The sequence below is a fragment of the Roseomonas sp. WA12 genome (assembly GCF_054165765.1).
In genome coordinates this window covers 2,884,023-2,908,276 of the sequence record NZ_CM135108.1, presented here as the reverse complement: position 1 = coordinate 2,908,276, position 24,254 = coordinate 2,884,023, and the positions used below count along the sequence as shown (strand labels likewise).

The following is a 24,254-nucleotide window of genomic DNA, read 5'->3' as shown; positions in this document are numbered from 1 at the left end:
GGAATGCAGGGCCGGCCGGAGCCGCACTACTGGCTGGCCCAGACGATGCGGTGCATCCAGGTGAGCTCGACGAGGTCGAAGCTGTAATTCGGATGGGCGGGGTTGAGGCTCGCCAGCTCGATCCGGCGGGCGGACTGGCGCAGGAGTTCTTTGGCCATCACCTCGCCGCCCTTGGTGCGGACAACAACGCGATCGCCGCGTCGAACCGGGGCGCTGGGGGAGACGATGATGACATCGCCGTCTCGGAAGACGGGCTCCATCGAATCGCCGCTGATTTCCAGCGCATAGGCATTGGGGTCGCCGACTTCGGGAAGGCTGATTTCATCCCAGCCGCCGCCGACGGGGTAGCCGCCGTCGTCGAAATAACCGGAGCTGCCGGCCTGGGCGAGGCCGATCAGGGGGATTCGCCGGCTGGGCCGGGCGGAGGCGCGAAGGTTGCCGGTGATGAGACTGGCGAACTCGTCCATCCCGGCCCCGGTGGCGGCGAGGACCTTGGCAACGCTTTCGGTGGAGGGCCAGCGAGCCCGGCCATCGGGGCCGATGCGCTTGGAGGGGTTGAAGGCGGTCGGATCGAGCCCTGCCCTGCGGGCGAGACCGGAGGCGGAGAGGCCGTTTTCTGCCGCCAGTGCGTCGAGCGCCCGCCAGATGTCGCTGTGCTGCATACACGTAATCATATAGGCGAGGAATCTGTGGGCAACAGGAATTACATCACAGAATCGGCTTGACGGTCACAAGCCCGTGGGTCGATGTTCACGCTGTGTTCACAACCGATAGGGATCAGCCCCCGATGACCCGTCCTGCTTCCGGTGCGCTCCGCAGCACATCTCCGACACTCTCCAGCCTGGACAAGGTCCAGCCCTTCCACAGTGCGGAGGCGGCTTGGTTCTGGACCATGTCCGCCCTTATCGCCCGCCGTGACGGCGCGCGAATCGTGTCCGGGCGCGGGCTTGTCTCCCGCCCTTGCGAGCCCGACGACGTAGTGAAGTGCCTGGATCGGCTGTACCGGCACCGCCGTATCGATCTGGCCCATGCGCGAATCATGCGGATCTGGGGCGAGCGCGGCACGGCGCCGGACCCGACCGTGCTGCGCGAGCGAGGCGACCATCGACTGTGGCGGGAGGCGATGGACCGCCTCGATTTTCCGTTGCGGGCCAAGGGCATCATCACCGGGCCGGAGCCACGCGAGGAGACCGGGGCGGTCGTGGCCTTTCCTGCCCGACAGCCTGGCTGAGCCCTGCTTTCTTTCATGAGTGCCGCACCTTTCGTGCCGGCTCCCGACCTGCTCGCCGCCGTTCCGGGACACCGGGGCGGCGGTGCCGCGTTCGGGGGAGCGGCGCATCGGCGGGCCGCCGAGGCGCGGCCGCAGTCATTGTGGATTGCCTTTGGCGGTGGTGTTGATCAGGGCTGGATGCGGCTGCTTCGGCCGGGCTTCCGGCATTGCTTCGCGGCGCTGCGCGACGAAGCTGGCTGGACGGTGCTCGACCCGCTGTCCGGGCGATTGCTGGTGACGCGGCTGGAGGTCGATTCGGCGTTCGACCTGCCGGGGTTCTGGCGCCGGGCGGGCTGCCGCGTGCTCGGGCCCTTCGTGCCGGGCGCGCCTGCGCGGGCACTGCCGGCGGTTATGCCCTTCTCCTGCGTCTCGCTCTGCCGGGCCTTGCTTGGGCCGGGCGCGCCCTTCGCCGTGACACCCCACGGTCTCTTCCAGAGGTTGGAAAAAATCCCTCTTACAAAGGAAAATGTTCTTGACGAGGAGCGTTCAGTGGCGTAGATCCTCTCTCGTCAACGGGCGAGTTGCGCCCAGTCACTTCCTCCCGAACCCTGAACCTTCAGGCCTGGCCCGGATCCCTCCGGCGCCAGGTCTTTTTTCGTGGGCCCGGGCTTCCGCAGCAATCCGCATGAAGGAGCGAGCCGGCGCATGGGCGACAGCACCACTTCCCTGCCGCACCCCGAGGGAGGGGTCCTGGCATGACGCCCGAGGAAATCATCGTTCGCGCCGAGCGTGCGCTGGAGCGTCGTCGCCCTTGGGAGGGCGTCTGGCGGGATTGCTATGATCACGTACTGGCCGCAACGCCGGGGGCAGGCGGGCCTTCTCTGCATGACGGTACGGCGGCGGATGCGGCGGAGAACCTAGCCGCGTCGCTGCTCGCCGAGTTGACGCCCCCCTGGTCACGCTGGTTCGGCCTGGCCCCGATGGACGAGGGGGCCGATCCGGAACTGGCAGGGGTGCTGGAGCGTGCGGCGGAGATGCTGCAGGGCCACCTGGACCGCTCCAACTTCGCGCTCGAGATGCACCAGGCCTTCCTGGATCTGGTCGTCGCCGGTACGGGGGTGGTGCTGGTGGAGGAGGCGCCGCCGGGCGAGCCCTCGGCGCTGCGCTTCGCCGCGGTGCCGCTGCGCGAGGCGGTGCTGGAGGAGGGGCCTTCCGGCCGGCTGGACACGGTGTTCCGGCTGGTACGTCTGAGCGCCGACGCCATCGCCGCCCGCTACCCCGGCGCGATCCTGCCGACGGACCTGTTCCAGGGCGGTGATCCCGAGGCGACGCACAAGGTGATCGAGGCAGTGTGGCCCCGTTACGGCGGCCCGCGCTTCGCCGCGGTGCTGGAGCGGGACGGCAAGGGCACGCTGCTGGCCAAGGGACGGTTCGAGGACAGCCCCTTTCTCGCCTTCCGCTGGATGAAGGCGCCGGGCGAGACCTATGGGCGCGGGCCTGTGATGAAGGCGCTGCCGGATATCCGCACCGCGAACAAGGTGGTGGAGCTGGTGCTGAAGAACGCCTCCATCGCGGCGACGGGCATCTGGCAGGCCGATGATGACGGCGTGCTGAACCCGGCGACGGTGCGGCTGGAGCCGGGGGCAATCATCCCGAAGGCCGTGGGGTCATCCGGGCTGACGCCGCTGAAGGCGCCGGGATCCTTCGACGTGTCGCAGCTCGTGCTCAGCGACATGCGCGCACGCATCCGCTCGGCGCTGTTGGCGGATCGGCTGTCCGCGCCGCAGCACGCGAACATGACCGCGACCGAGGTGCTCGAGCGCAGCGCGGAGACGGCGCGGCTGCTCGGCGCGACCTATGGGCGGCTGCAGGCGGAGCTGCTGACGCCGCTGGTGTCGCGCTGCCTGTCCATTCTGCGCCGCCGCGGCGAGGTGCCGATGATCCTGCTCGATGGGCAGGAGGCGCGGATTGCCTACCAGTCGCCGCTGGCCCGCGTGCAGGGCCGGGCGGAAGCGGCGAACACGATGTTGTTTCTCCAGGCCATCGCCGCCCTCGGGCCGGCGGCCTCCTCCGTGGTCGATCTGCCGGCGGCTGCCCGGCACCTCGCCCGCACCCTTTCCGCGCCGAGCGCGGTGCTGGCGCCGCAAGCGCCCGCTGCCGTTCCGGCGCCCGTTCAGGAGCAACCCGGCGCATGAGTGAGAACCTGCTGGAGATCGGGCCGGAGACGGAGCCGGCCCCCGTTGTCGGGGCGACGCCTGCCCTTGCGGAGAAGCCGGAGGACGTGCCGGACAAGTTCTGGGATGTCGAGCGCGGCGTGCTGCGCATGGAGGCGCTGCTGAAGTCCTATCGCGAGCTGGAGCGGAAGCTTTCGGCGCGCTTTGCCCCACCGGGCGACGACGCGCCGGAGGAGGAGCGGCTGCGCTTCCGCCGCGCAATCGGCGTGCCGGACACGGCCGATGAATACGCGGTGGAGCCGAAGCATGAGCTGATCTGTGCCGATCCAGAGGTGAACCTAGCGCTGCACCGGGCAGGCTTCACTCCGGCGCAGGTGCAGCTGGTATACGATCTCGCGGCGGAGCGGCTGCTGCCGATCGTGGCCGAGGCAGCATCGCAGTTCGAGGCGGAGCGGCAGCGCGACCGGTTGCGTGCCGAGTTCGGTGGCGAGGAGCGGTATCGCCGCACGGCGAGGCAGATCGCGGACTGGGGCCGCGCCAACCTGCCGGCGGAAGTGGTCTCCGCGCTGTCCACCACGGCGGCCGGCGTGATCGCGCTGCACCGCATGATGGAGAAGGGTGAGCCGAGCCTGGCGCGCCAAGCAGCTGTACCGGAAGCGATGGACGAGGCGGCCCTGCGCCGGATGATGCGGGACCCGCGCTACTGGCGCTCCCGCGAGCCGGACTTCGTGAAGCGCGTGACGGACGGCTTCCGCCGCCTCACGGGCGGGTGATCGGACGCGCTCACCCGAATCTTCAGGAATTTCCGCTAAGGCGCTGAAACCTGAGTCGCGCCGTCGCGTTTTCCGGGTGTCCTACTGCGACGGGCGGTCACTGACTGCATCCCCCCAAGGGTGATCCCCGTTGCCGCCGGTACCGCATTCCCCCTCGTGCGGTCCGGCTACGGGGGCGGGTGGCACCCTACTTCCCCCTGGTGCCACCCGCCCCCGTCCTCTTCTCCGGAAAAGGCCCCAGCCGCTGCGCGGTTGGGGCCTTTTCTCGTTCCAGCCCCATTCCGGCGCGATCAACCCGCTCAGCCCGTGACAGCTGCTGCGGGCGCGCGTCGTTTCGCGCGTCGTCCGGCCCCGGTTCCACCCCGCTTGCGGGCACGGCGCCGGGCCAACCGGGTGGCGCGCACTCACCCCACCCTGCCGAACCCATTCCCGAAGGAGGACACGCGTGTCCGCCACGATCGACCAGGCTTTCGTCAAGCAGTTCCAGGCCGAGGTGCACGAGGCCTATCAGCGGCAGGGCAGCAAGCTGCGCCCGACCGTGCGCTCCAAGACCGGCATCCAGGGTGCGTCTACCGTATTCCCGCGGGTCGGGAAGGGTGTTGCCGCCGCCAAGGCGCGCAATGGCGTCGTGCCGGTGATGAACCTCGAATACTCCGCCGTCGAGTGTTTCCTGCAGGACTACTATGCGGGCGAGTGGGTGGATAAGCTCGACGATATCAAGTCCAGCGTCGATGAGCGCGCGGTGGTGGCGAATGCCGGCGCCTATGCGCTGGGCCGCAAGACCGACGAGCTGATCATCGCCGCCCTCGACACCGCGACGCAGGAAGCGGTTGGCACTGCGGCCGGCACGACCGACACGGACGGGCTGACCAAGGCGAAGGTGCTGCTGGCCTTCGAGGCGCTCGGCGCCGCGGACGTGCCGGATGACGGCAACCGTTATGCCGTGGTGGGCTGGAAGCAGTGGAGCCAGCTGCTGCAGATCCCGGAGTTCGCGAGTTCCGACTACATCGGCGAGGCTGACCTGCCCTGGAAGGGCATGCAGGCCAAGCGCTGGCTCGGCGCGCTGTGGATGCCGCTGTCCGGCCTGACGAAGAGCGGCAACCTGCGGTTCTGCTACTTTTACCACAAGACCGCGATCGGCCATGCGGTGGCGCAGGACATCATGACCGACATTACCTGGCACGGCGATCGCGCGGCGCATTTCGTCAACAACATGATGAGCCAGGGCTCGGTGCTGATCGACAATGGCGGTGTCGTGCGGATGCGCGCGGCGGAGTGATGGCCGCGGATGCGCGCGGCGGTTTGAGCGCGCGGATACGCGCCGCCTGACCGCGTGAACGGACCGCGCGCGACGAGAGATCGTCGTGCGCGGACCACCCCTGACGACGAGACGATGCGCGCGCTGCCCATCCCCCGGGGCCGGCGCGCGCTGCGCGTGGGGCCGGCGACCCCTGGGTTGCACCGCCTGTTCCGCGCCTAGCGTGGGCGCGACGTTCGCGGCCGCACCGGCGCCGGCCCCCGCGCATCCCCTTCCTCAACCCCTGATCCAGGGAGCATCGACCTGATGGCGCTTTCCGCCCTCGCCCTCTGCTCGCGCGCGCTGCTCAAGGTCGGCGCGCAGCCGATCACCTCCCTCGAGGAGGGGACGGCCGAGGCGGAGGTGGCTGCCAACCTGTATCCCGGCACGCGAGATGCGCTGCTCTCCTGCCATCCCTGGTCTTTCGCCACGGGGCAGATTGGGCTGAACCGGCTGGAGGCCGTGCCGGTGGCCGACATGGTCAACGCATTCCAACTGCCGCCAAACCTGCTGCGCGTGATCTCGGCGGGCAGCGGAGGTGGGCGCGGTGTTGCCTACCGCATCCATGAGGGACGGCTGCATGCCGATCCGGCGCAGGTGACGATCACCTACGTCTTCCGTTCGGAGGAGGAGACCTTTCCGCCTTTCTTCGCCTCCGTACTCGTGGCGAAGCTGGCGGCGGAGTTCTGCCTGCCGCTGACGGAGAACACCTCGCGCGCCGAGATGCTGCACCGGATCTCCGAGGGCGAGCTGCGGCAGGCGCGGCTGGCAGACAGCCAGCAGGCGACGCCCAAGGGCATCCAGGACTTCCCGCTTCTGAACGTGCGGGGTTGAGCGCCATGCCCGTGATCAAGCGCGCGAAGACGGCCTTCACGGCCGGCGAGCTGGCGCCGGAGCTTCTGGGGCGCGGTGACGTGCCGGCCTGGGGCAACGGCGCGGCGAAGCTGCGCAACGTGTTCATCCAGCCCACGGGCAGCGTGCAGCGCCGCCCGGGGCTGCGGCATCTGGCGGGCCTGCCAGGCCCGGCGCGACTGCTTCCCTTCGAGCTCAGCACGGAGATGACCTTTCTCATCGTGCTGGTGAACGGCGCGGCACGGATCTTCCAGGGCGACGTCCTCGTCACTGAGGTTCCGGGTGCGTGGACAAACGCGATGCTGCCGCAGATCACCTTCACGCAGAGGGCGGGCATGATGCTGCTACTGCATCCCGCCATGCGGCCGCAGATGATCTGGCGGAATGCGACAGGCGCATGGTCCGTCACGCCCTTCGCCTTCGCGGCCGAGCCCTTCTTCCGGCACGTACCCAGTTCCGTCACCATCACCCCGAGCGGCACGGCCGGCCTGGTGACGGCCACCACCTCGGCCGATGTGTTCGCGCCCGCGCATGTCGGCGCGCAGCTGCGGATCCGCGGTCGGCGCATGGTCATCACGGCGGTGAACACCGCCGCCACGGTGACGGGCCAGGTGGTGGACAGCCTTGTCTCCACTGACGCCACGGCGGAGTGGGACGAATCCGCCTTCAGCGGGGCGCATGGCTGGCCCGTCAGCGCCTGCTTCCACCAGGGGCGCCTGGTGCTGGGCGGCTCGCGGGACCTGCCGAACCGGCTCTGGTTCTCGCGCACCGGCCAATTCGAGAACTTCGACCTCGGTGATGGCCTGGACGACCAGGCGATCGAGTTCGCGCTGGTGTCCGACCAGCTGAACGCCGTCCGCGCGGTCTTCGCGGGGCGGCATCTTCAGGTCTTCACCTCCGGCGCAGAGTGGATGGTGACGGGCGATCCGCTCACCCCCGCCTCGATCCAGGTGACGCGGCAGACCCGTGTCGGGTCGCTGATGGACCGCAGCGTGCCGCCCCTGGACGTGGATGGCTCGACCGTCTTCGTCGCGCGCTCCGGCCGGGCGGTGCACGAGTTCTCCTACACGGACCTGCAGCAGGCCTATCAGGCCGACGATTTGGGCCTGGTGGCGCGACACCTCATCATGGCGCCGGTCTCCATGGCCTATGACGCGCGGCGCCGGCTGCTGCACCTGGCCATGGCGGATGGCGGCCTCGGCACGCTGACCATCTATCGCGGTGAAGGGGTAACGGGCTGGACGCGGCAGGAGACCGAGGGCGCCTTCCGTTCGCTCGCCGAGATGGAGGGCACGGTTTACGCCGTGGTGGAGCGCGCTGAGGGCTTCCGGCTGGAGCGCTTCGACGACGCGATGGGCGTCGACGCCGCCGTAATGGCGACGGGTAGCGCGGGCGGCACGCGGTGGTCGGGGCTCGGCCACCTTGAGGGCCGCACGGTCGCGGTGCTGGCGGATGGTGCGCCGCGCGGCGTGGCAAGGGTGGTCGGCGGTACGATCGCGCTGAATCTCGCAGCCGAGCGCGTGCAGGCCGGCCTGGCTTTCGCCCATGTGGTGGAGCCGATGCCGCCCGAGGCGCTCTCGGCCGCCGGGGCGCGGATGGGCCCGTTCCGGCTCGTCGCCGTCACCTTCAGGCTGCTCGCAACGGGCGCCCTGTCGGTTGATCTCGGCCGCGGTGTGCGGCCCGTGCCCTTCCAGCGACTGGACACGCCGATGCTGGACGCCGCGCCGCTCGCCTTCACCGGTGACGTGACGCTGCGGGGCCTCGGTTGGCGGCGGGACTCGCTCGCTCCGCTCTGGCGCATCGAGGGCGACACGCCGCTGCCCTTCACCCTGCTTTCCGTGAACACCGAGACGAGGACCACCGACTGATGGCGCAGCTCGCACCCGTCGTAACGCTCGCCGCCACCGGCGCCTCCATCTACGCGCAGAGCCAGGAGGCGAAGCGGCAGAAGAAGAATGCGCAGGTCCAGCAGAGAAACGCGCTGGTCCAGCAGGATGCGCAGCAGCAGGTGCTGGCCGTGCAGGCCACCCAGGACGCGGCCGAGCGGCAGCGCGTGCTGGATCGCAGCATCGCCTCCTCCCGCGCGCGGCTGGCCGCAGGTGGGGTAAACCCGGATGAGGGCTCCGGCGCCGCGATGGCCGCCGGGCTGCGGGCCGCCGCGCGTGAGGCGCAGGGGACGGATGATGCGGTCTATGCCGCCCGGCTCACCGCGGGGCGCAAGTCGCTGCTCGACCAGGACGCGTCGCTGACGAACTGGGTGCGCGCGGGGCAGGGTCTCGGCCGCATCGTCAAGAGCCTGCTGGACTGACCTGAACACGCCCCCGCGGCAGAACTGGAGAACCCTTGATGGCCGAGCATATCCGCATCGGCGACGTCGCGCCGCGCGTGCACTACGTGGCCGACGGCGCGCAGACCGCCTTCGTCTTTCCTTTCCCGGTGTTCAAGACCGACGATGTCGAGGTGCATGTCGACGGTCTTCGCATCGCCAGCGGCTACGCCGTCTCGGGGGCCGGGAACTCCACGGGCGGCTTCGTCACCTTTGCCGCGGCGCCCGCCGCGGGTGCAAAGGTGGTTCTGCGCCGGCGCATGATCATGGAGCGCGTCACCGACTATCAGCCCAACGGTGTGCTGCGTGCCAACACGTTGAATGACGAACTGGACCGGCAGATGGCCGCGCTGCAGGAACTGCGTGAGGACACCTCCGGCGCGCTTCGCCAGGCGCCGGGCGAGGTGGGCGGGCAGTTCATGTTGCCGATGCGCCTGGCCCGCGCCAACCGCCTTCTGGGCTTCGATAGCCTCGGCAACGTCGCCACCTTCTCCCGCGGGGAGGCAACACTATCAGTACCCTTTCCCGGAGGGATCCCGCGCTCGGTCGAGGACAAACTCTCCGAGCGCCTCTCGGCCCGCGATTTCGGCGCGATCGGCGACGGCGTGACGGATGACGGGCCGGCGTTGCAGGCGGCGATGAACGCCGCCGGCGCCTCGGGCAAGCATCTCGACATCGGCGAGGGGACCTACCGCACCACCATTCCGCTGGCACTGCCCGGCGCGGCGGCCGGGCTGACCATGCGGGGCGCCATCCTCTATGCCGGTGCCGGCGGTGAGGCCGCGCTGACGCTTGGTGAAGGGGGCGCGGTCCGCAATTGTACGAAGATCTACCAGGGGCTCCGCGTGCTGCGCGCGGGTCTTTCCTCCTGGGAGGATGAGCGCGACATCGGGATCCTGATTCGCAACCAGGATTCCGGCCTGATCGACGTGCGCCAGGTGGAGATGTTCACCATCGGTGTGCAGACCCTGGGCGTGGAGCGCGGCTTCGAGGACAGTGTGCTGTATCTCGGACGTATCGTGGACAATCGTTATGGGCTTGATGTCCGTACGGCGAGCGCGGCGGCCTGGAACACCTCCGTGCGCTATTATGGTGGGCACTTCGCCCATTCGCTGGCGACCTATCCGGACAAGGACCGCTACGGCATTCGCCTTTCAGCGGCGCCGGGTGCCTATGTGGCGCACAACCGCCACGTCTTCGACGGGCCGGCCTTCGAGTTGCAGTCACGGGACCGCCCGATCGACGGCATTCCGTTCCTGATCGAGGTGAATTCGCGCGCCGTGGTCGCCCGCAACCTGCGCATGGAGGGCTGCGATCCCTTCGTGGCGCGCCACACCGGAGGCGCGCAGGACCATGTCTATGAAGTGGCCTGGGCCAGCCAGGGCTACGGCGTGGACATCGACTACGCGGGCACGGCGACGCGCGTGGGCAGCATCGTGCGCGCCATGCACCAGGCGGCCGCGCACCGCGAGGCGAGCCGGACGCTGGCGCATGTGCCGAACCTGCGCTCTGCCGCCATCCGCTGGAACGGCACGGAGACCGGCTTCGAGACGCTGGCCTGCCTTTCCACGAATGTGAGCGGGCCGGCGACGCTTCTGCAGCATTTCACCTTCCAGGCGCTGGACAGCTACGGGCTGACCGACCGGGGCGTGATCCTGACCGGCGGGCGCGGCCTCGGCTTCGTGGTCGATACGCGGCGGTGCAAGGAATTTGCCCTGTCGGTGGACGCTGACGACCCGCGCATGGTCATCCAGTGCTTCGGTGCGGGAAACGTGCTGTTGACCGAGGCCGATGGAAGCATGGTGCGCGCCTCGGGCATGTCGCTCACCTATGTTCCTGGCCCGCGATGGTGGCAGGGGAACGCGGACAGCAACGACGCGAATCTCACCCGGTTACAGATGATACGGCTCGCGCCGCAAGTGCAGACCGCGATCATTGGCCTGGTGCGGGTCGGCACGGATTACGAGGTGCGGAGCATGCGACTGTCCTGCGATCCGTCGCAGAGCCCGGCCGTGCTCTACGGCACGCCGGAGCTGCCGTATGGCGTGCGGGACCTCAAGGCGGAGATGCCCTGGGATCCGCCCTCCATCGCTGCGGGCGTCTCGGCCAGTCTCAATGTGCCCTGCGCGGGTGTGCGGCCGGGCGATTTCGTGCAGGCGGCGTTCAGCCTCTCCACCTCGGGCGTGATGTTCCTCGCCCAGGTGGGCGCGCAGGACATCATCACGGTCACGGCCTGGAACCGCAGCGGGGCCGCGATCGACCTCGGCGCGGGCACGGTGCGTGTGCGGGCGGTGAAGACGTGATCCCGCTCACACCGGAGGAGCTGCATCGCGCGGTCCGCAAAGTGGTGGCGGATTACGAGGCCTTCGTCTCGCGCGGCCCCGCGCCGGGCACGCATGAGGACCCAAAGGCCTTCACCGCGCACCACGCGGCCGCGCGCTCCGCGCTCGCGCATCTGGAACACCTGATGAAGCTCAACCGAGGCCAGGTACAGACCGATGCGGTCGCCGAGGCGGGCGCGCTGATCACCGAGGCGCGCCGGTCCATTCAAATCGCCGAGTTGGAAGACCTGGAGGGTGAAGAACGTGCGGAGGACGACGACACCGCCTGACACGACGGAGCATGACTTCCTCGAGTTCCTCTACGCCTGGAATCTGCGCGCTGGGGTGAACACCCCCGGCGTGCATCGCCGCATCGCGCGCTGGCTGATGGCACGCCATGCCGGCGACGACCACCGCCTGCTGCTGATGGCTTTCCGCGGCTGCGGCAAGTCCACGCTCATTGGACTGTGGTGCGCCTGGCGCCTGACGGTGCAGCCGGAGCTGCGCATCCTGGTGCTGGCGGCGGACCACACGCTGGCGGCGCGCATGGTGGCAACGGTGCGCAGGATCATCGAGCGCCACCCGCTCTGCCGCCACCTGCTGGGCGGCAATGAATCCTGGGCGGCGGACCGGTTCACGGTGAAGCGCCCGGGTGCGATCCGCGAGCCCTCGATGCTCGCCCAGGGCATTGGCGGCAACGTCACCGGCGCGCGGGCGGAACTGATCGTCTGCGACGATGTGGAGGTGGCCGGCAACTGCGACACCCCAGGCAAGCGCGAGGAGCTGCGCGAGCGCCTCGCGGAATGCGAGTTCATCCTCACGCCTTCCGGCACCATTCTCTTCGTCGGCACGCCGCACTGCGCGGAAAGCCTTTACCTGCCGGCGGAGGCAGAGGGCGCCTATCTCGCCACCTACCGCCGCCTGCGCATTCCGCTGCTGGATACCGCCGGCCGCAGCGCTTGGCCGGACCGCTTCCCGCGGGAGGGCGTGCAGGTGCTGCGGGACCGCGTCGGGCCGCTGCAGTTCCGGCGGCAGATGCTGCTGGAATGCGCATCTTCCGGCGCCGCGCGCCTCGATCCCGCGCTGCTCGTCCGCTACGGCGAGGAGCCGGATTACCGGGAGGCGAACGGGCGACCGATGCTCTCGCTTCTGGGCAAGCGGCTGGTCTCGGGCGGTGGCTTCTGGGACCCTGCCTATGGCCGCCCGGGGCAGGGGGATTCCAGCGTGCTCGCCGCCACCTATGCGGACGGGGAGGGGAACCACTACCTGCACCGGCTGGCCTACATCACCCAGGACCCGGATGGCGAACCGGATCCGGCGACGCAGCAGTGCCGTCGCGTCGCCGCCATCGCGCGGGACCTGCTGCTGCCGGTGGTGCGTGTGGAAACGAACGGCATCGGCAAGTTCCTGCCGCCCCTGTTGCGGCGAGAAATGGCGCGCGCCGGCGTCGCCTGCACGGTGATGGAGCACAACAGCCACAAGGCGAAGCAGGACCGCATCCTCGGCGCGCTGGACCCTGTCATGGCCGCACGCCGCCTGCACGCGCATGAGGCTGTGTTCCGCACCGCCTTCCCGCAGGAGATGGCGGAGTGGAAACCGGGGGCGAGCGGCGTGCGGGACGATGCGCTCGATGCGGTCGCGGGCTGTCTGCTCGCCGAGCCGGTGCGTATGCCCTCGCTACCTCCGGCCTCACGCGCGCCGTCCTGGCGGGGATAGGGCCGAGAGGACCGGATTTGTTGCTCACTCTTTCGTCAGAGTGCCTGCATCCGGAAGGGCAGTCTCCCCGACGGATCTCTCGCGCCTCAGGCCACAGCCTTCTTCAGCACCTCGGTCCCGTGGCGCGCGGCCCCAGCCCCGGTCATTGCGAAGCGCCCGGGCGAGACCTCCTCGGCTAGCCCCATCCCGCACAGGCGCCTCAAGCAGGCCTCGTCCGGCAGCCCCGCCGGGCGGGTTCCGCCATGGGTCAGGAACAGCCGGTGCAACGCCGACCGGCAGCAGGTCTCGAGATACGGCTCGTTCCACATCGTCAGCACACAGCACCCTTCGCGGCGTCCCGGCAAGTCGGGGCGGCGCGCCCCCTGGTCAACCCTCGCGCCCCTGCGCGCAACCGGCGATCCCCGAAGGAGGACCCATGCCGTCCTTGCCCCCCGAACCGCAGTGGATCGCCGCCGCGGTGGAAACCCCGCTCATGGCCCTGCTCGCCTGGATGCTCCACTCCCTCCGCCGCAGCATCGCGCAGAACCCCGAGGCCACCCTGCCGCCGCCCGGCTCCGACCTGTCGGAGCACCAGGCCGCGCTGGACCGCACGCGGGACGAGCTGGCCGCGTTCAAGATGGAGGTGGCGCGCACCTACGTCCCCCTCTCTCTCATCCGCGACGTGGACGGGCGCCTGACCGCCCATCTCATCCGCATTGAGCAGAAGCTCGACGAAGCCACCCGTGCCGCCCACAGCACCGCCGCGCAGATGCGCGTGCTCGCCGAGGACCGCTGAGCCCGATGGACATGACCGAGACCCTCGCCCGCACCCTCTACGCGGAGGCCGGGGCCCGCCCCGTGCGCGCGATCGAGGCGTTGGCGGCGCTGGCCGTGAACCGCGCCCGCGCCGCCATTCCGCGCCCGCCTCGCATTCCCGGCGCCGCGCCATTCGCCCGCGGCGGCCATGCCCGCCTTGCCGAACCCGGCCCGCGCGCGCTGGAAGACACCTGCCGCGACCCCTTCCTGTTCCCCAGCCGTAATCCCCGCCACCAGGACCACACCCGCCTCGCCGCTCAGGCCCCCGGTGATGCAGCGCTCGCCATCTGCCGCCGCGTGGCCGCCCGCGCTCTGTCCGGTGCCCTGGCTGACCCGACCGGCGGCGCCACCCACTGGCACCCGGAGGAGCGACTGCCGGGCTGGGCGGTGGCCCGGGAACCGGTGGCGGAGATCTCCGGCCTCACCTTCTACCGGATCGAGACGGGTGCCGCCCCGGCCCAGCCCGCCGCCCCCGTGCTGGTGGCGAGGAGGCAGGCGGCCGCCTGAGGAAGGGGTGGGGCGTGCCGATGCCCCGCCCCTGGGCTATGACGCCGCCCATGGCCGAAGCCCCCGAACCCCTGGTCCACACACTCATGCGCGGCGCCGACTGGCGCGCTGCCCAGGCTGCCGGCGCCTATTACGGCAGCGCCGACGACCGCCGCGACGGGTTCCTCCACTTCTCCACCGCCACCCAGCTCCGCGCCAGCGCCGCGAAGCACCGCGCGGGCGAGCCGGACCTGTGGCTGATCAGTGCCGAGAGCGCCGCGCTCGGGGTGGCGCTGCGCTGGGAACCGGCCGCGGGCGGCAGCCGCCCGGGCCTGTTTCCCCATCTCTATGCAGCGCTGCCGCTCACCGCCGTGCGCGGCGCGGTGTTCCTACCCCTCGGCGTGGACGGGCTGCATCGCTTCCCGGATTGGGTATCCTAGCGCGCTGTATCCACGGTCCGCCCGATCCAGTCGGCGAGCCAGTCCGCGAGCTCCAGCGAGTTGGAGTCCTGCATCAGCATGTGGGAATTGCCAGGGATGCCCATCTCGGGCAGCACCGCGATCTCCACCTTCCCGCCCGACGCATTGGCCGCGCGCGCGAAGTCGCGGCAGGCTGCCAGGCGTGGTGCCCAGCGGGTCGATTCCTGCACGAAGTCGCCCCACAGGACGAGGATCGGCAGCCCGGCATAGGGCTTCATGTCGCCATTTGCCGCAGGGCACGCCCCTGGCTCGATCGAGACGATCCCCGCGATCCCGTCCCGGCTCAGCTCCGCCGTCTGGAAGGGATAGATGCCGGATTGCGAATGGCTGATCAGCACCGCCCGCTCCAGCCGCCGCGCCAGGGCGGAAAGCCCCGTCACCGTCGGGTTCGGCGTGGGCACGGCGAAGTTCCAGTCCGGCACCATCTGCCGCCAGAACTCCTCCAGCCCCGCCAAGGGGAAGAGCAGCCCCGGGAAAGTCTCGGGATGGCGCCGGCCGAAGCGGAAGATGGCCCAGGCATCCTCCTGCCCGGCGGCGAACACGGTCGGAAGCCCCTCCACCCCCGCCCGGCCCATCTTCACGGCGTTGATCGTCGTGGGATGGGAGGCGGAGCGGCCGCGCCAGGCCTGGTCGATCACATAGGTCGGGTGGCCGCGGCGCAGCAGGTACTCATCCCAGCCCATGCGCCCGTCCGGCGTCGTCTCCCAAGTCTTGCCCGTCAGGCAGCAGCCATGGATCAGCACCAGCGGCACGCGGGACCCGGCTTCGGCCGGCACCTGGTATCGCACATACACCTGGTCGACCGTGATCGTGCCGCTCGCCCCATAGGCGGGCTGGGTCGAAAGCGTGTCCGAATGCAGCGACCGGCCGCCGACAAAGAACGACCCTTGGCGCGCGACCGAGACCGGCCCCTGCGACACACGCGCCAAATTCGTCGCCGCCTGCGCCAGCGGCCCGACCGCGCCGGCCGGCGGTGCAGTCTGGGCGGCGGCGGGCGTGAGGGCGCCGGCCGCGAGCAGCGCGGCGATCCCCGCCGCACGGGACAGGATGGACATGGGCATCTCCTCCGTCCCGTCGAGCGCGGGATCAGGGCAGGGTAGGGCGCCCGCCCACCCCGCCGTCAATGCGGCCCTTCAATGAGCCCCGTCAGTGAGACCGGCGCTGCGCCATCACCCCCGCGAAGGCCACCACCGCCGCCCCGGCCCAGACAAGCGCGGGCGGCCACAGCCCCCACACCGTCACATCGGCGATCACCGCGAAGATCAGTGCGGAGAACTCCAGCGGTGCCAGCCGCCCCGCCGAGGCGTACCGAAACGCCGCCGCCAGGGCCACGGTCGCCCCGCCCGCCAGCACGCCGTTGGCGGACAGCGCGATCGCGTCCGGCAGCGATGGCGTCACCCATTCAATAACGGCCCAGGGCAACAGCAGCGGGAGCGCAGGCCCCGCGCTCCAGAAGATCAGCCGCGCCATCCCCGGCTCGTCCCGCAGGCTGCGGTTCAGCACCAGCACCATGGCGTGGCAGAAGCTGCCGACCAGTCCCCAGCCATAGGCCGCCCAGGACCCGCCCGCCGAGATCCCCGGCCACAGCGCCAGCAGCACGCCCAGGAACCCCACCCCGCACCAGGCCCAGGCCGAGGCCGCCACCGGCTCGTGCAGCAGGAAGCGGAACAGGGCCAGCAGCATGAAGGGCGCGGTGAAATAGACGAGGTAGCCCTCCGCCAGCGGCAGGACCTTCAGCGAGAGGAAGAACCCGGCGCCCGAGCCCACCATGAACGCCGCCCGCAGCAGCTGTGCCCCCGGCCGCCGCGTCGCCAGCCCGCCCCCGGCATGCCGCCCCAGCGCCACCCGCGCCGCGCCCAGCAGCACCAGCAGCACCGCGTAGCGAAAGGCCAGCACCTGACTGACATGGTAGCCGCCCGACAGCACCTTCGAATTGGCGTCGAGCACCGCGAAGAAGGCGAGCGCGGCCAGCAGGAGCAACGGTCCGCGCACCCTCTCGACCCCCCGGGGATGGTTCCCGTCGCTTCTCCCGCCCCGACGTCCCGTCGTCAACGCGATGCCTAGGTCTCCTCCAGGGCGCTCTTCACGGAACGGCCCCTGGCCCTTCACCCCGCACTGCGGCACAAACCTGCCCGATGCGCCCCGCCCTTGCCTCCGCCCTGATGCCGCTCGTCCGGGGCCTGGACCCGGAGGGCGCACATGAGCTCTCCCTCCGCGCCCTGACCTGGGGCCTCGCCGGCCGTGACCGGGGAAGGGATGACCCCATCCTGGCCGTCCGCGCCATGGGGCTCGACTTCCGCTCCCCGCTCGGCCTCGCCGCCGGCTTCGACAAGAATGCGGTCGCGGTGCTGCCGCTCATGCGGCTTGGCTTCGGCTTCGTGGAGGTCGGCACCACCACCCCGCTCCCGCAGGCGGGCAATCCCAAGCCCCGCATCTTCCGGCTCGAGGAGGACCGCGCGGTCATCAACCGGCTCGGCTTCAACAATGCCGGGCTGGAGGCCTACGCCGCCAATCTCGCCGCCCTGAAGCGCCCGCTGCCCGCGGTGCTCGGCGCCAATATCGGCATCAACAAAGACAGCACGACGCCCGAGCGCGACTACCCCGCCCTCTATCTCCGCGTCGCGCCGCTGGCGGATTACGTGACCATCAACGTCTCCTCTCCCAACACCCCGGGGTTGCGGGACCTGCAGGGCGAGGCACGCCTCGCCGCCATCCTCGACGCGACGCTCGCCGCCCGCGCCGAGCTGAAGCGCCGCCCGCCCGTTCTAGTGAAGATCGCCCCCGACCTGACCGAAGACGCGGTGGAGGCCATCGTCGGCACCTGCACGAACCGCGACGTGGCCGGGCTGATCGTCTCCAACACCACCATCGCCCGGCCGGACACGCTGCGCTCCCCGCAGAAGGGCGAGGTCGGCGGCCTCTCCGGCCGCCCGCTCTTCCAGCCCTCGACCGAGCTGCTCCGCCGCGTCCACCGCCTCTCCCGCGGCCGCCTCACCCTCGTCGGCGTCGGTGGCGTCGAGAGCGGCGAGACCGCCTATGCCAAAATCAAGGCCGGCGCTTCCCTCGTGCAGACCTATGCGGGCTTCGCCTATGCCGGCCCTGCCCTCATCCCGCGCGTCCGGCGCGAGCTCGCGGCCTTGCTGCGGCGGGACGGGGTGAAGACCCTGTCGGACGCGATTGGGGCCGAGGCCTGATGCGCGTCCTCGATGGCATCGCGGAGCTGGCGGGCCGCTACCGCGGCTTCGTGCTGGACATCTGGGGCGTGGTGCATGACGGCCGAGCCGCCTTCCCGGGCGTCGCCGACGCGCTGGCCCGGATGAAGGACGCGGGCGCCCGCATCGTCTTCCTCTCCAACGCCCCGCGGCGCTCGCATGTTGTGGAGGCCCAACTCACCGGCTTCGGCATCGACCGTGCGCTCTACATCCAGGCGATGACCAGCGGCGAGATTGCCTGGCGCCTGCTGCGAGACCGCACCCACCCCTTCGTGCGGAACCTCGGCCCCCGCGCCCTGCATATCGGCACGGTGCGTGACCACTCGGTGGTCGAGGATCTCGGCATCACCCTGACCGAGCAGGCGGAAAGGGCCGACTGGCTCCTCAACACCGGCCCCGACCCGGAGCGCGGCGCGCAGTCGCTCGATCCCTACGAGCCCGCTCTGCAGGCGGCGCTTACGCGGGGCCTGCCCATGCTCTGCGTCAACCCGGACCGCCGCGTCGTCTCCGGTGGCCGCCTGCTGCTCTGCGCCGGCGCGCTGGCCGAGCGCTACGCCGCCCTCGGTGGGAGCGTGCTGGAAATAGGCAAGCCCGACCCGGCGGCCTACGATCCCGTCATGGCTTTGCTGGATCTGCCGCGCAAGCACTGCGTCGCGATCGGTGACAGCCCGCACACCGATCTCGCTGGCGCCCAGGCCGCGGGGCTGGACGCGGTCTGGGCCCTAGGCGGCCTGGCCGCCGAGGAAGGCCTGGCCGAGGCCGACTCCGCTACCCTCGCCGCCCGTGCCACGGCCGAGGGCGTCACCCCCGTCGCCGCACTCCGCGCGCTCCGCTGGTGAGCGTGGGCGGGAAGGGTTCCGGGCCGCCGCCGGCCCTCTGGCTGCTGGTGGCGATGACGGGGCTCGGCCCCTTCACCATGCAGATCCTCATCCCCGCCCTGCCGCGCATGGCGGTGGACCTGGATGTGCCCTACGCCGTCGCCCAGCTCACCCTCACGCTCTATCTCCTCGGTGTCGCTCTCGGGCAGCTCCTCTACGGGCCGCTGTCAGACCGGTATGGGAGGCGGCCCGTGCTGCTCGGGGCGCTTGGCCTCTATCTCCTCGCCTCCGCCCTCTCGGCCTTCGCGCCTTCCATGGCCTGGCTCGGCGTGGGGCGGGTGGCGCAGGCGATGGGGGCCTGCTCCGGCATGGTACTCGGCCGCGCCATCATCCGAGACGTCTGGCCGCGCGAAGAGGCCGCGAGCCGAATCGGCTATGTCGTCATGGCCATGACGCTCGCGCCCATGGTTGCCCCCATGGCCGGCGCGCTGATCGAGGAGGGCTTCGGCTGGCGCGCCTCGATGATCGCCTGTCTGCTCTTCGGCGCACCGCTTCTGGCCGCCGTCTGGCTGCGCCTGCCGGAGACCCTGCGGGAGCCGCAGCCACTGCCCGGCCTCCGCGGCATGGGCCTGGCCTACATGTCCCTTCTGCGCCTGCCGGCCTTCCGCTGGATCGGCGCGGTGGGCGCTGCCTCCACCGGCGTGTTCTTCGCCTTCATGGCGGGCGCCCCCCGCGTGGCGGAGTCGATGGGCTACACGCCGCGCGACTACGCGACCGCCTTCCTCGCCATCTCCGTCTGCTTCGCCGGCGGGTCCTGGCTGGCTGGGCGTTACTCCGCCCGATTCGGCCTCGCGCGGATGCTCTCGGCCGGGCTCTGGATCATCATCCTCGGTGCGGGCGTCATGCTGGCGGTGCAGCTCCTCCTGCCGCACACGCTGATGGGCTTCTTCCTTCCGATGGCGCTGATCGCCATCGGCAACGGCATCAGCCTGCCGAACGCGGTGGCCGCCGCCATAAGCGTGCGACCTGAGCGCGCCGGCACTGCCTCCGGCCTTCTGGGCGCGATGCAGATGGGGTTCGGCGCGCTGATGACGCTGGTGAACGGTGCCTTCGAGAACGGCTCTGGCGTGACCACCGCCCTCGTCATGGCCGGATGTGGCATCGCCTCATCGATCGCACTCCAAGGTGCACGTCGAAATCTCTGACGGCGCGACCCCTCGGTCTGCGGCTCCCCGGCGTAGGTGAACACTTTTCTTCGCCTTGGGGACGGAGGAAGCACCGCTTCCAACACGTACAGCCAGTAAACCCGTGCGCCTTCAGACGATCGGCGCTCCCGCCCGCGCCTCCTGCCAGGCGATGCGGGAGAGCATGACAAGGCACGCGCCGTAGTAGTCCGTCGCCTGCGACACGCGAGGCAGCTCCTGCAGCCTGCGAGTGCGATCCGCCGTCGCCGCGGCCAGCATGGCCACGGCCTGCACCCCGGCATGTCCGGGATAAGGGGCAACGGCGTTGCTTCGCAGGTCGGCCCAGGCGGGCAAGCTGTTCATGGAATGCGGTGTCCAGAACGCGATGCTTGCCTTCAGTGCCGGGCTATCCACATGGCGGCCCCAGGCAAGATAGAGCGGCACGCGCACCGCATCCCAGGAGAAGCGCGTGGGCCAGGAGGAGGCCATGCGCATCTTGAAGCTCGCCTCGCGCGGCAACTCGATCCAGTCCGCCGGCAGACCCCAGCGGCCGAAGCGCGCCTCGCCCACGATGAACAGCCCGTCCGCCACCAGCCGGCGCCACTGCGGGCCGGGCACCACCCGCTCGAAATCCATCAGGGCGGGGAAGATATAGTAGGAGGGGTTGAGGACGACGTGGTCCTGCTTCTCGAAGCCCCGCATGGCCGGCAGCAGCACCAGGCGCCCGGCGACCTCCCGCGTGCAATGGGTCAGGATGTCGCGGGCGATCAGCCCGGCCTCCCGCGCCAGGGCGGGGCGGGAGAACAGGTCGGCGCCGCGCATCAGCGCCCAGGCGATCAGGATGTCGCCGTCCGTCGCGTTGTTGCGGTCCGCAACCGGGTCCACGGCATCGCCGCGATAGCGCCACGCGTGCAGGTTGTCCCGGTCATGCCGGAGATGGCGGCGCGTCCAGTCCAGGATGCGGTCGAATGTTGTGCTGTCGCCAGCCTCAGCGGCGAAGAGCATGCCGAAGCCCTGGCCTTCCGTATGGGTCTCGTCGCCCTTGGCGATATCGAGCACCCGGCCCTCGCGCGTGACGCAGCGGCCGCGGAACATTGCCCATTCGGTCTTAAGGTCTGCCAGCCATTCCGGCATTCCCTGGCCATGCGCCGAACGTGAAAGAAGAGCGAGGGACGGCGCCGCAAGCAGCCCGAGCAGAGCTCCGCGGCGGGTTGTCCTGGCGGAGGAACGAACTTCCGCATGCCTGAACGCGGAGTTACGGAGGGCGGGCTGTGCCCGGATCGGAGAAAGAGTAGGCGGTGGCGAGAGCAGAAAATCAGGCATTTTGATCCAGGCCTACAGAGGGGATCCGATCGACGTGTGTGGAACACTCAAACACAGCCCATAGTTGTATTGAAGCCGGTATTTTCTCCTGGTCAGGATTGAATGTGGCTTTTCTCCCACAGCCGCTTATGCAAGGACGGCCGGCCTGCGCGTTGACCCTGCGTTCACACGGGGGCAACCTTCGGCCGTGAGCGCGATCGACCCTGAAGTAGCCAGCCAATTGGCAGAGGAACTGCCCCGCGACGTGTTCGTGAGTATCGTCCGGACCTTCGAGGAGGATCTCGCGCGGCTGGTGCGGCAGATGGTGGATGCCGCACGGGCTGGCGATGTCGTCGAGTACCGGCGCGCCGCCCACAGCCTGGCCGGTGCGGCCGGCTCGATCGGCGCGAAGGCGCTGGAAACCCTGGCGCGACAGGCCATGCGCTCGGACGACCGCACCCCGGCCCAGCAGATGATCCTCGGGATCGGTCAGGAAGCAAAAGCGGCGCTGTCGGAACTGGCGGAGCTGGCCGCGGGAGAGGACGGCGCGGTCTAGCGCGTCCCGCGTCGCTACCCGGCGGTGGGGACCGGCGCCATCCCGATGGCGAGGGTGAGCTGGTCCCGCTGCACGGGCTTGGACAGGTAGTCATCCATCCCGGCCTCACGGCACTGGCGCTCGAATTCCGGCCCGACGGCGGCGGTCAACCCGACAATGCGCGTCGCCCGGTTCAAACCGCCGCCGCGAATCGCCCGCGTGGCCTCCAGCCCGTCCATGACCGGCATCTGCAGATCCATCAGGATCACGTCGAAGACTTGGGAGCGGCAGACGTCCACGGCCACAGCCCCGTTGCCAGCCACCGTCACCTCCGCCCCGATCCGCGCGAGCAGCGCGCGCATGAGGAGCTGGTTAGTGGCGTTGTCCTCCACCAGCAGGAGACGGCGCTGCCGCTCTTCCGGCGGGGGCAGGGGAGGTGCGGGTGGGGGTAGCCGGCCCACGGGAGTCAGTGCTTGGGCCACCGCCTCCATCAGCCGCTCGGGCAGGGCCGGCTTCAGCAGCATGGCGTCCACCAGGCCGGGCGGGGGACCACCAAGGGGCATCTGGTGCGCCTCTACCCCGAAGCTGCAGAGGATGAGAGCCGGATTGCCGAGCGCCGCCGCCTCGGTGCGGACATGGCGCGCCAGCTCCAGCCCGCCCATCGCTGGCGCCAGCGGCGCGCCCCCGGCCTCCAACCGCGCCGACGTTCCGGACGGCGCCCCGGCCGCGCCGTCGCCCTGCATGGTCAGGTCCAGCACGGCGGCGTGGAACGCCGTGCCGCGGCGGGCGGCCAGGCGCAGCAGGTTCAGCGCGGCGGCCCCGCTGTCAGCGGCCAGCGCCGAGGCGCCGGCGGCGGTCAGCTGCCGGACCATCACCTCGCGGTTCAGCATCAGGTCGTCCACCACCAGGATGCGGCGCCCGGCAAGCGGGGGCGGCACCACCGGCTCGGGCTGCGGCAGCTCGCCCACCACGATCCAGAAGCGGAAAATGCTGCCGCCATCCTGCCTGGGCATCGCATCGATCCCGCCGCCCATCTGCTCGGCCAGCTTGCGGCAGATGGCCAGACCCAGCCCGGTGCCCCCGTATTTCCGGCTGATCGAGGCATCGGCCTGGGTGAAGCGCTCGAACAGCATCGGCACCTGGGCCGCGTCCACGCCGATACCGGTGTCGGCAACGGAGCAGGTGAGGCACAGAGCCCCTTCCTCCTCCTCCAGCGGCGCGGCGGAGATCGCCACCTCGATCCAGCCGCTCTCGGTGAACTTGATGGCATTGCCGACAAGGTTGAACAGGATCTGCCGGAAGCGCCCGGGATCGCCCAGCACCTGGCGCGGCAACTCGGGCGGAAGTGACGCCACCATCTCCACGCCCTTGGCGGCCGCGCGCGCCGCGAACAGTTCCACGATGGTCGCGATCTCGTTCTCGAGCGTGAAGGGGATGTGCTCGTGCTCGATCATCCCCGCCTCGAGCTTGGAGAAGTCGAGGATGTCGTTCAGCACCATGAGCAGGTGCTCGGCGCTGCCCTGGATCGTCTCACCGTAGCGACGCTGGATGGGATCGAGGTTGGAATCCAGCAGCAGCCCGGTCATGCCGATCACGCCGTTCATCGGCGTGCGGATCTCGTGGCTCATCGCGGCCAGGAATTCCTCCTTCGCCGTCGTCGCCGCCCGCGCCTCGCGCTCGCTCTCGATCAGCGCGTCGCCCTGTGCCTTCAGCAGCGCCGCCTGGCGGGACATGAGCCAGAGCGCGACGAGCATGATGGCCGCGATGGCGATGCCACCGCCGATCAGCAGCGCCGCCAGCCGCTCCACACCCTCGAAAGCAGCCGCTTTCCGCCGAGCCGCCTCGATCACCAGCGTGCCCTGCCGGATGGTCGAGAAGGAGGCGAAGACGTCCTGCCCGTCCTGGTCGATGCCGGAATAGGTGCCGCTCTCCCGCCGGGGAAGGAAGTCGCGGAACAGCCAGGAGGAGGGATTGGCCTCGCCCACGCCTTCCACCCGCCCATCCGAGCGCGCCAGCAGCAGCCCGTTCAGCGCGTGGATGCGCACCGTGACCCCGAAGGCCTCCGCGTGCCGGCGACCGACGGAGATGAGGTAGTCCGGGTTGAGCAGGGCCACGGCCGCGCCGTTGAAGTCGCCCCGCGACGTGCGCAGCCCGCGGGCCAGCGGGATGGACCAGATCCCCGCTGCCTGGATGGCGCGCGCCTGCATCGCGGCCGAGCCGCCGAGGAAGCGCCCCGCTTCAGGCGAACCCAAGCGCAGCGCGGGGCCGCCCAGCCGCAGCACCCGGAACCAGTCCCGGTCCGCGACCGAGGTGCCGCGCAGGTTCTCCACCGTGGAGGCCGTGACGGTGCCCGCCGCATCGACGATCAGCACGGCGCGGAGCTGCGGCACGTCGCGGATGCGGCCGGCCAGCGCCCGGGCGGTGGCGGCGGGATCGGCTTCGGTGCTGCGCTCGGCCATGTCGAGCAGCACGAAATCCACGGTCTGGATTGCGCGGGCCAGCTGGTCGGCCAACGCTGCGGTCACGCCCATGGTCAGGCGCTCCGCGTCGTTCGCCGCCTCCCGCTGGCCTCGGTCAAAGAGGATAAGGTAAACTGCTGCGAAACAGACGCCGACCACCATCACTGTCGCCGCGAACAGGCGCCACGGCCGGGGCGTGGCCGGCTTGGCAGGGCCCAGATTGAGAACCCGGCGAAGGGAGGATGGTGTGTTGTTCATACGTCGCGCGACCGCCGCAATCATCGCAGGGCTCTGTCTCGTTTGCGAGACCGGCGG

General features: G+C 70.3%; 24 protein-coding genes. 18 read left to right on the top strand and 6 right to left on the bottom strand.

Translation table 11 applies throughout. The features are described 5' to 3' along the window. Window positions 1-26: 26 nt before the first annotated feature. Complete coding sequence (locus ACVBD7_RS14010) at window positions 27-662, bottom strand: S24 family peptidase (protein ID WP_458093847.1); 636 nt, start codon at window positions 660-662, stop codon at window positions 27-29. 125 nt (window positions 663-787) lie between these two features. Between ACVBD7_RS14010 and ACVBD7_RS14005 the strand changes: the two genes are divergently transcribed. From ACVBD7_RS14005 to terL, 11 genes are all read left to right on the top strand, one after another. Continuing rightward, window positions 788-1,231, top strand: coding sequence for a hypothetical protein (locus ACVBD7_RS14005; protein WP_458093846.1), 444 nt, complete (start codon window positions 788-790; stop codon window positions 1,229-1,231). Window positions 1,232-1,246: 15 nt separating this feature from the next. After that, window positions 1,247-1,768, top strand: a complete 522-nt coding sequence (locus tag ACVBD7_RS14000) for a hypothetical protein (RefSeq protein WP_458093845.1) — start codon at window positions 1,247-1,249, stop codon at window positions 1,766-1,768. Between the two features lie 197 nt (window positions 1,769-1,965). Next, on the top strand, window positions 1,966-3,405 hold the full coding sequence (locus tag ACVBD7_RS13995) for a portal protein (protein ID WP_458093844.1): 1,440 nt from the start codon (window positions 1,966-1,968) through the stop codon (window positions 3,403-3,405). After that, window positions 3,402-4,157, top strand: a complete 756-nt coding sequence (locus tag ACVBD7_RS13990) for a capsid assembly protein (protein WP_458093843.1) — start codon at window positions 3,402-3,404, stop codon at window positions 4,155-4,157. The genes ACVBD7_RS13995 and ACVBD7_RS13990 overlap by 4 nt, the downstream gene beginning before the upstream one ends. A gap of 445 nt (window positions 4,158-4,602) precedes the next feature. Beyond that, on the top strand, window positions 4,603-5,436 hold the full coding sequence (locus ACVBD7_RS13985; protein WP_458093842.1) for a phage capsid protein: 834 nt from the start codon (window positions 4,603-4,605) through the stop codon (window positions 5,434-5,436). Window positions 5,437-5,721: 285 nt separating this feature from the next. Continuing rightward, window positions 5,722-6,288 carry a hypothetical protein gene (locus tag ACVBD7_RS13980; RefSeq protein ID WP_458093841.1) on the top strand — a complete coding sequence of 189 codons (567 nt, stop codon included), beginning with the start codon at window positions 5,722-5,724 and terminating at the stop codon, window positions 6,286-6,288. Between the two features lie 5 nt (window positions 6,289-6,293). Next, window positions 6,294-8,174 (top strand): hypothetical protein, encoded by a 1,881-nt coding sequence (locus tag ACVBD7_RS13975; protein WP_458093840.1) that lies wholly within the window; start codon window positions 6,294-6,296, stop codon window positions 8,172-8,174. Then, a complete protein-coding gene (locus ACVBD7_RS13970) occupies window positions 8,174-8,614 on the top strand; it encodes a hypothetical protein (RefSeq protein WP_458093839.1) in 441 nt (146 codons plus the stop codon). The genes ACVBD7_RS13975 and ACVBD7_RS13970 overlap by 1 nt, the downstream gene beginning before the upstream one ends. Before the next feature lie 38 nt (window positions 8,615-8,652). Beyond that, a complete protein-coding gene (locus tag ACVBD7_RS13965; RefSeq protein ID WP_458093838.1) occupies window positions 8,653-10,935 on the top strand; it encodes a phage tail fiber protein in 2,283 nt (760 codons plus the stop codon). Beyond that, window positions 10,932-11,243, top strand: coding sequence for a hypothetical protein (locus ACVBD7_RS13960; RefSeq protein ID WP_458093837.1), 312 nt, complete (start codon window positions 10,932-10,934; stop codon window positions 11,241-11,243). The genes ACVBD7_RS13965 and ACVBD7_RS13960 overlap by 4 nt, the downstream gene beginning before the upstream one ends. Further along, window positions 11,218-12,669, top strand: coding sequence for a phage terminase large subunit (gene terL, locus ACVBD7_RS13955; RefSeq protein ID WP_458093836.1), 1,452 nt, complete (start codon window positions 11,218-11,220; stop codon window positions 12,667-12,669). The genes ACVBD7_RS13960 and terL overlap by 26 nt, the downstream gene beginning before the upstream one ends. A gap of 86 nt (window positions 12,670-12,755) precedes the next feature. Here the strand turns inward: terL and ACVBD7_RS13950 are convergent, their stop codons facing one another. Next, window positions 12,756-12,977, bottom strand: a complete 222-nt coding sequence (locus ACVBD7_RS13950) for a hypothetical protein (RefSeq protein ID WP_458097703.1) — start codon at window positions 12,975-12,977, stop codon at window positions 12,756-12,758. A gap of 107 nt (window positions 12,978-13,084) precedes the next feature. Between ACVBD7_RS13950 and ACVBD7_RS13945 the strand changes: the two genes are divergently transcribed. The 3 genes from ACVBD7_RS13945 to ACVBD7_RS13935 are packed head-to-tail and all read left to right on the top strand — an operon-like array spanning window position 13,085 to window position 14,390. Next, the gene (locus ACVBD7_RS13945; RefSeq protein WP_458093835.1) at window positions 13,085-13,444 is read left to right on the top strand and encodes a hypothetical protein; all 360 of its coding nucleotides are present in this window, start codon (window positions 13,085-13,087) and stop codon (window positions 13,442-13,444) included. A 5-nt stretch (window positions 13,445-13,449) separates the two neighbouring features. Further along, a complete protein-coding gene (locus tag ACVBD7_RS13940) occupies window positions 13,450-13,971 on the top strand; it encodes a cell wall hydrolase (RefSeq protein ID WP_458093834.1) in 522 nt (173 codons plus the stop codon). A 20-nt stretch (window positions 13,972-13,991) separates the two neighbouring features. Further along, window positions 13,992-14,390: a DUF952 domain-containing protein gene (locus tag ACVBD7_RS13935; protein ID WP_458097702.1), complete on the top strand. Its 399-nt coding sequence runs from the start codon at window positions 13,992-13,994 to the stop codon at window positions 14,388-14,390. Here ACVBD7_RS13935 and ACVBD7_RS13930 read toward each other — a convergent pair. Both ACVBD7_RS13930 and ACVBD7_RS13925 read right to left on the bottom strand, forming a co-directional pair. Then, window positions 14,387-15,484, bottom strand: coding sequence for a hypothetical protein (locus ACVBD7_RS13930; protein ID WP_458093833.1), 1,098 nt, complete (start codon window positions 15,482-15,484; stop codon window positions 14,387-14,389). The genes ACVBD7_RS13935 and ACVBD7_RS13930 overlap by 4 nt on opposite strands. Before the next feature lie 91 nt (window positions 15,485-15,575). Then, a complete protein-coding gene (locus tag ACVBD7_RS13925) occupies window positions 15,576-16,421 on the bottom strand; it encodes a DMT family transporter (protein WP_458093832.1) in 846 nt (281 codons plus the stop codon). Between the two features lie 143 nt (window positions 16,422-16,564). Between ACVBD7_RS13925 and ACVBD7_RS13920 the strand changes: the two genes are divergently transcribed. From ACVBD7_RS13920 to ACVBD7_RS13910, 3 genes are read left to right on the top strand one after another with little or no spacing between them, the layout of a single operon-like run. Beyond that, on the top strand, window positions 16,565-17,623 hold the full coding sequence (locus tag ACVBD7_RS13920) for a quinone-dependent dihydroorotate dehydrogenase (protein ID WP_458093831.1): 1,059 nt from the start codon (window positions 16,565-16,567) through the stop codon (window positions 17,621-17,623). Then, a complete protein-coding gene (locus ACVBD7_RS13915; RefSeq protein WP_458093830.1) occupies window positions 17,623-18,480 on the top strand; it encodes a TIGR01459 family HAD-type hydrolase in 858 nt (285 codons plus the stop codon). Before ACVBD7_RS13920 ends, ACVBD7_RS13915 begins: the two co-directional genes overlap by 1 nt. Further along, window positions 18,477-19,664, top strand: a complete 1,188-nt coding sequence (locus tag ACVBD7_RS13910; protein ID WP_458093829.1) for a multidrug effflux MFS transporter — start codon at window positions 18,477-18,479, stop codon at window positions 19,662-19,664. Before ACVBD7_RS13915 ends, ACVBD7_RS13910 begins: the two co-directional genes overlap by 4 nt. Window positions 19,665-19,775: 111 nt before the next feature. Here ACVBD7_RS13910 and ACVBD7_RS13905 read toward each other — a convergent pair whose 3' ends face one another. Then, window positions 19,776-20,777 carry a glycosyl hydrolase family 8 gene (locus ACVBD7_RS13905; RefSeq protein ID WP_458093828.1) on the bottom strand — a complete coding sequence of 334 codons (1,002 nt, stop codon included), beginning with the start codon at window positions 20,775-20,777 and terminating at the stop codon, window positions 19,776-19,778. Window positions 20,778-21,153: 376 nt separating this feature from the next. On the opposite strand from ACVBD7_RS13905, the gene ACVBD7_RS13900 reads away from it, so the two are divergent. Then, window positions 21,154-21,501 (top strand): Hpt domain-containing protein, encoded by a 348-nt coding sequence (locus ACVBD7_RS13900; RefSeq protein WP_458093827.1) that lies wholly within the window; start codon window positions 21,154-21,156, stop codon window positions 21,499-21,501. Between the two features lie 14 nt (window positions 21,502-21,515). Here ACVBD7_RS13900 and ACVBD7_RS13895 read toward each other — a convergent pair whose 3' ends face one another. Further along, window positions 21,516-24,197, bottom strand: coding sequence for a response regulator (locus ACVBD7_RS13895; protein WP_458093826.1), 2,682 nt, complete (start codon window positions 24,195-24,197; stop codon window positions 21,516-21,518). Between the last annotated feature and the right edge of the window lie 57 nt (window positions 24,198-24,254).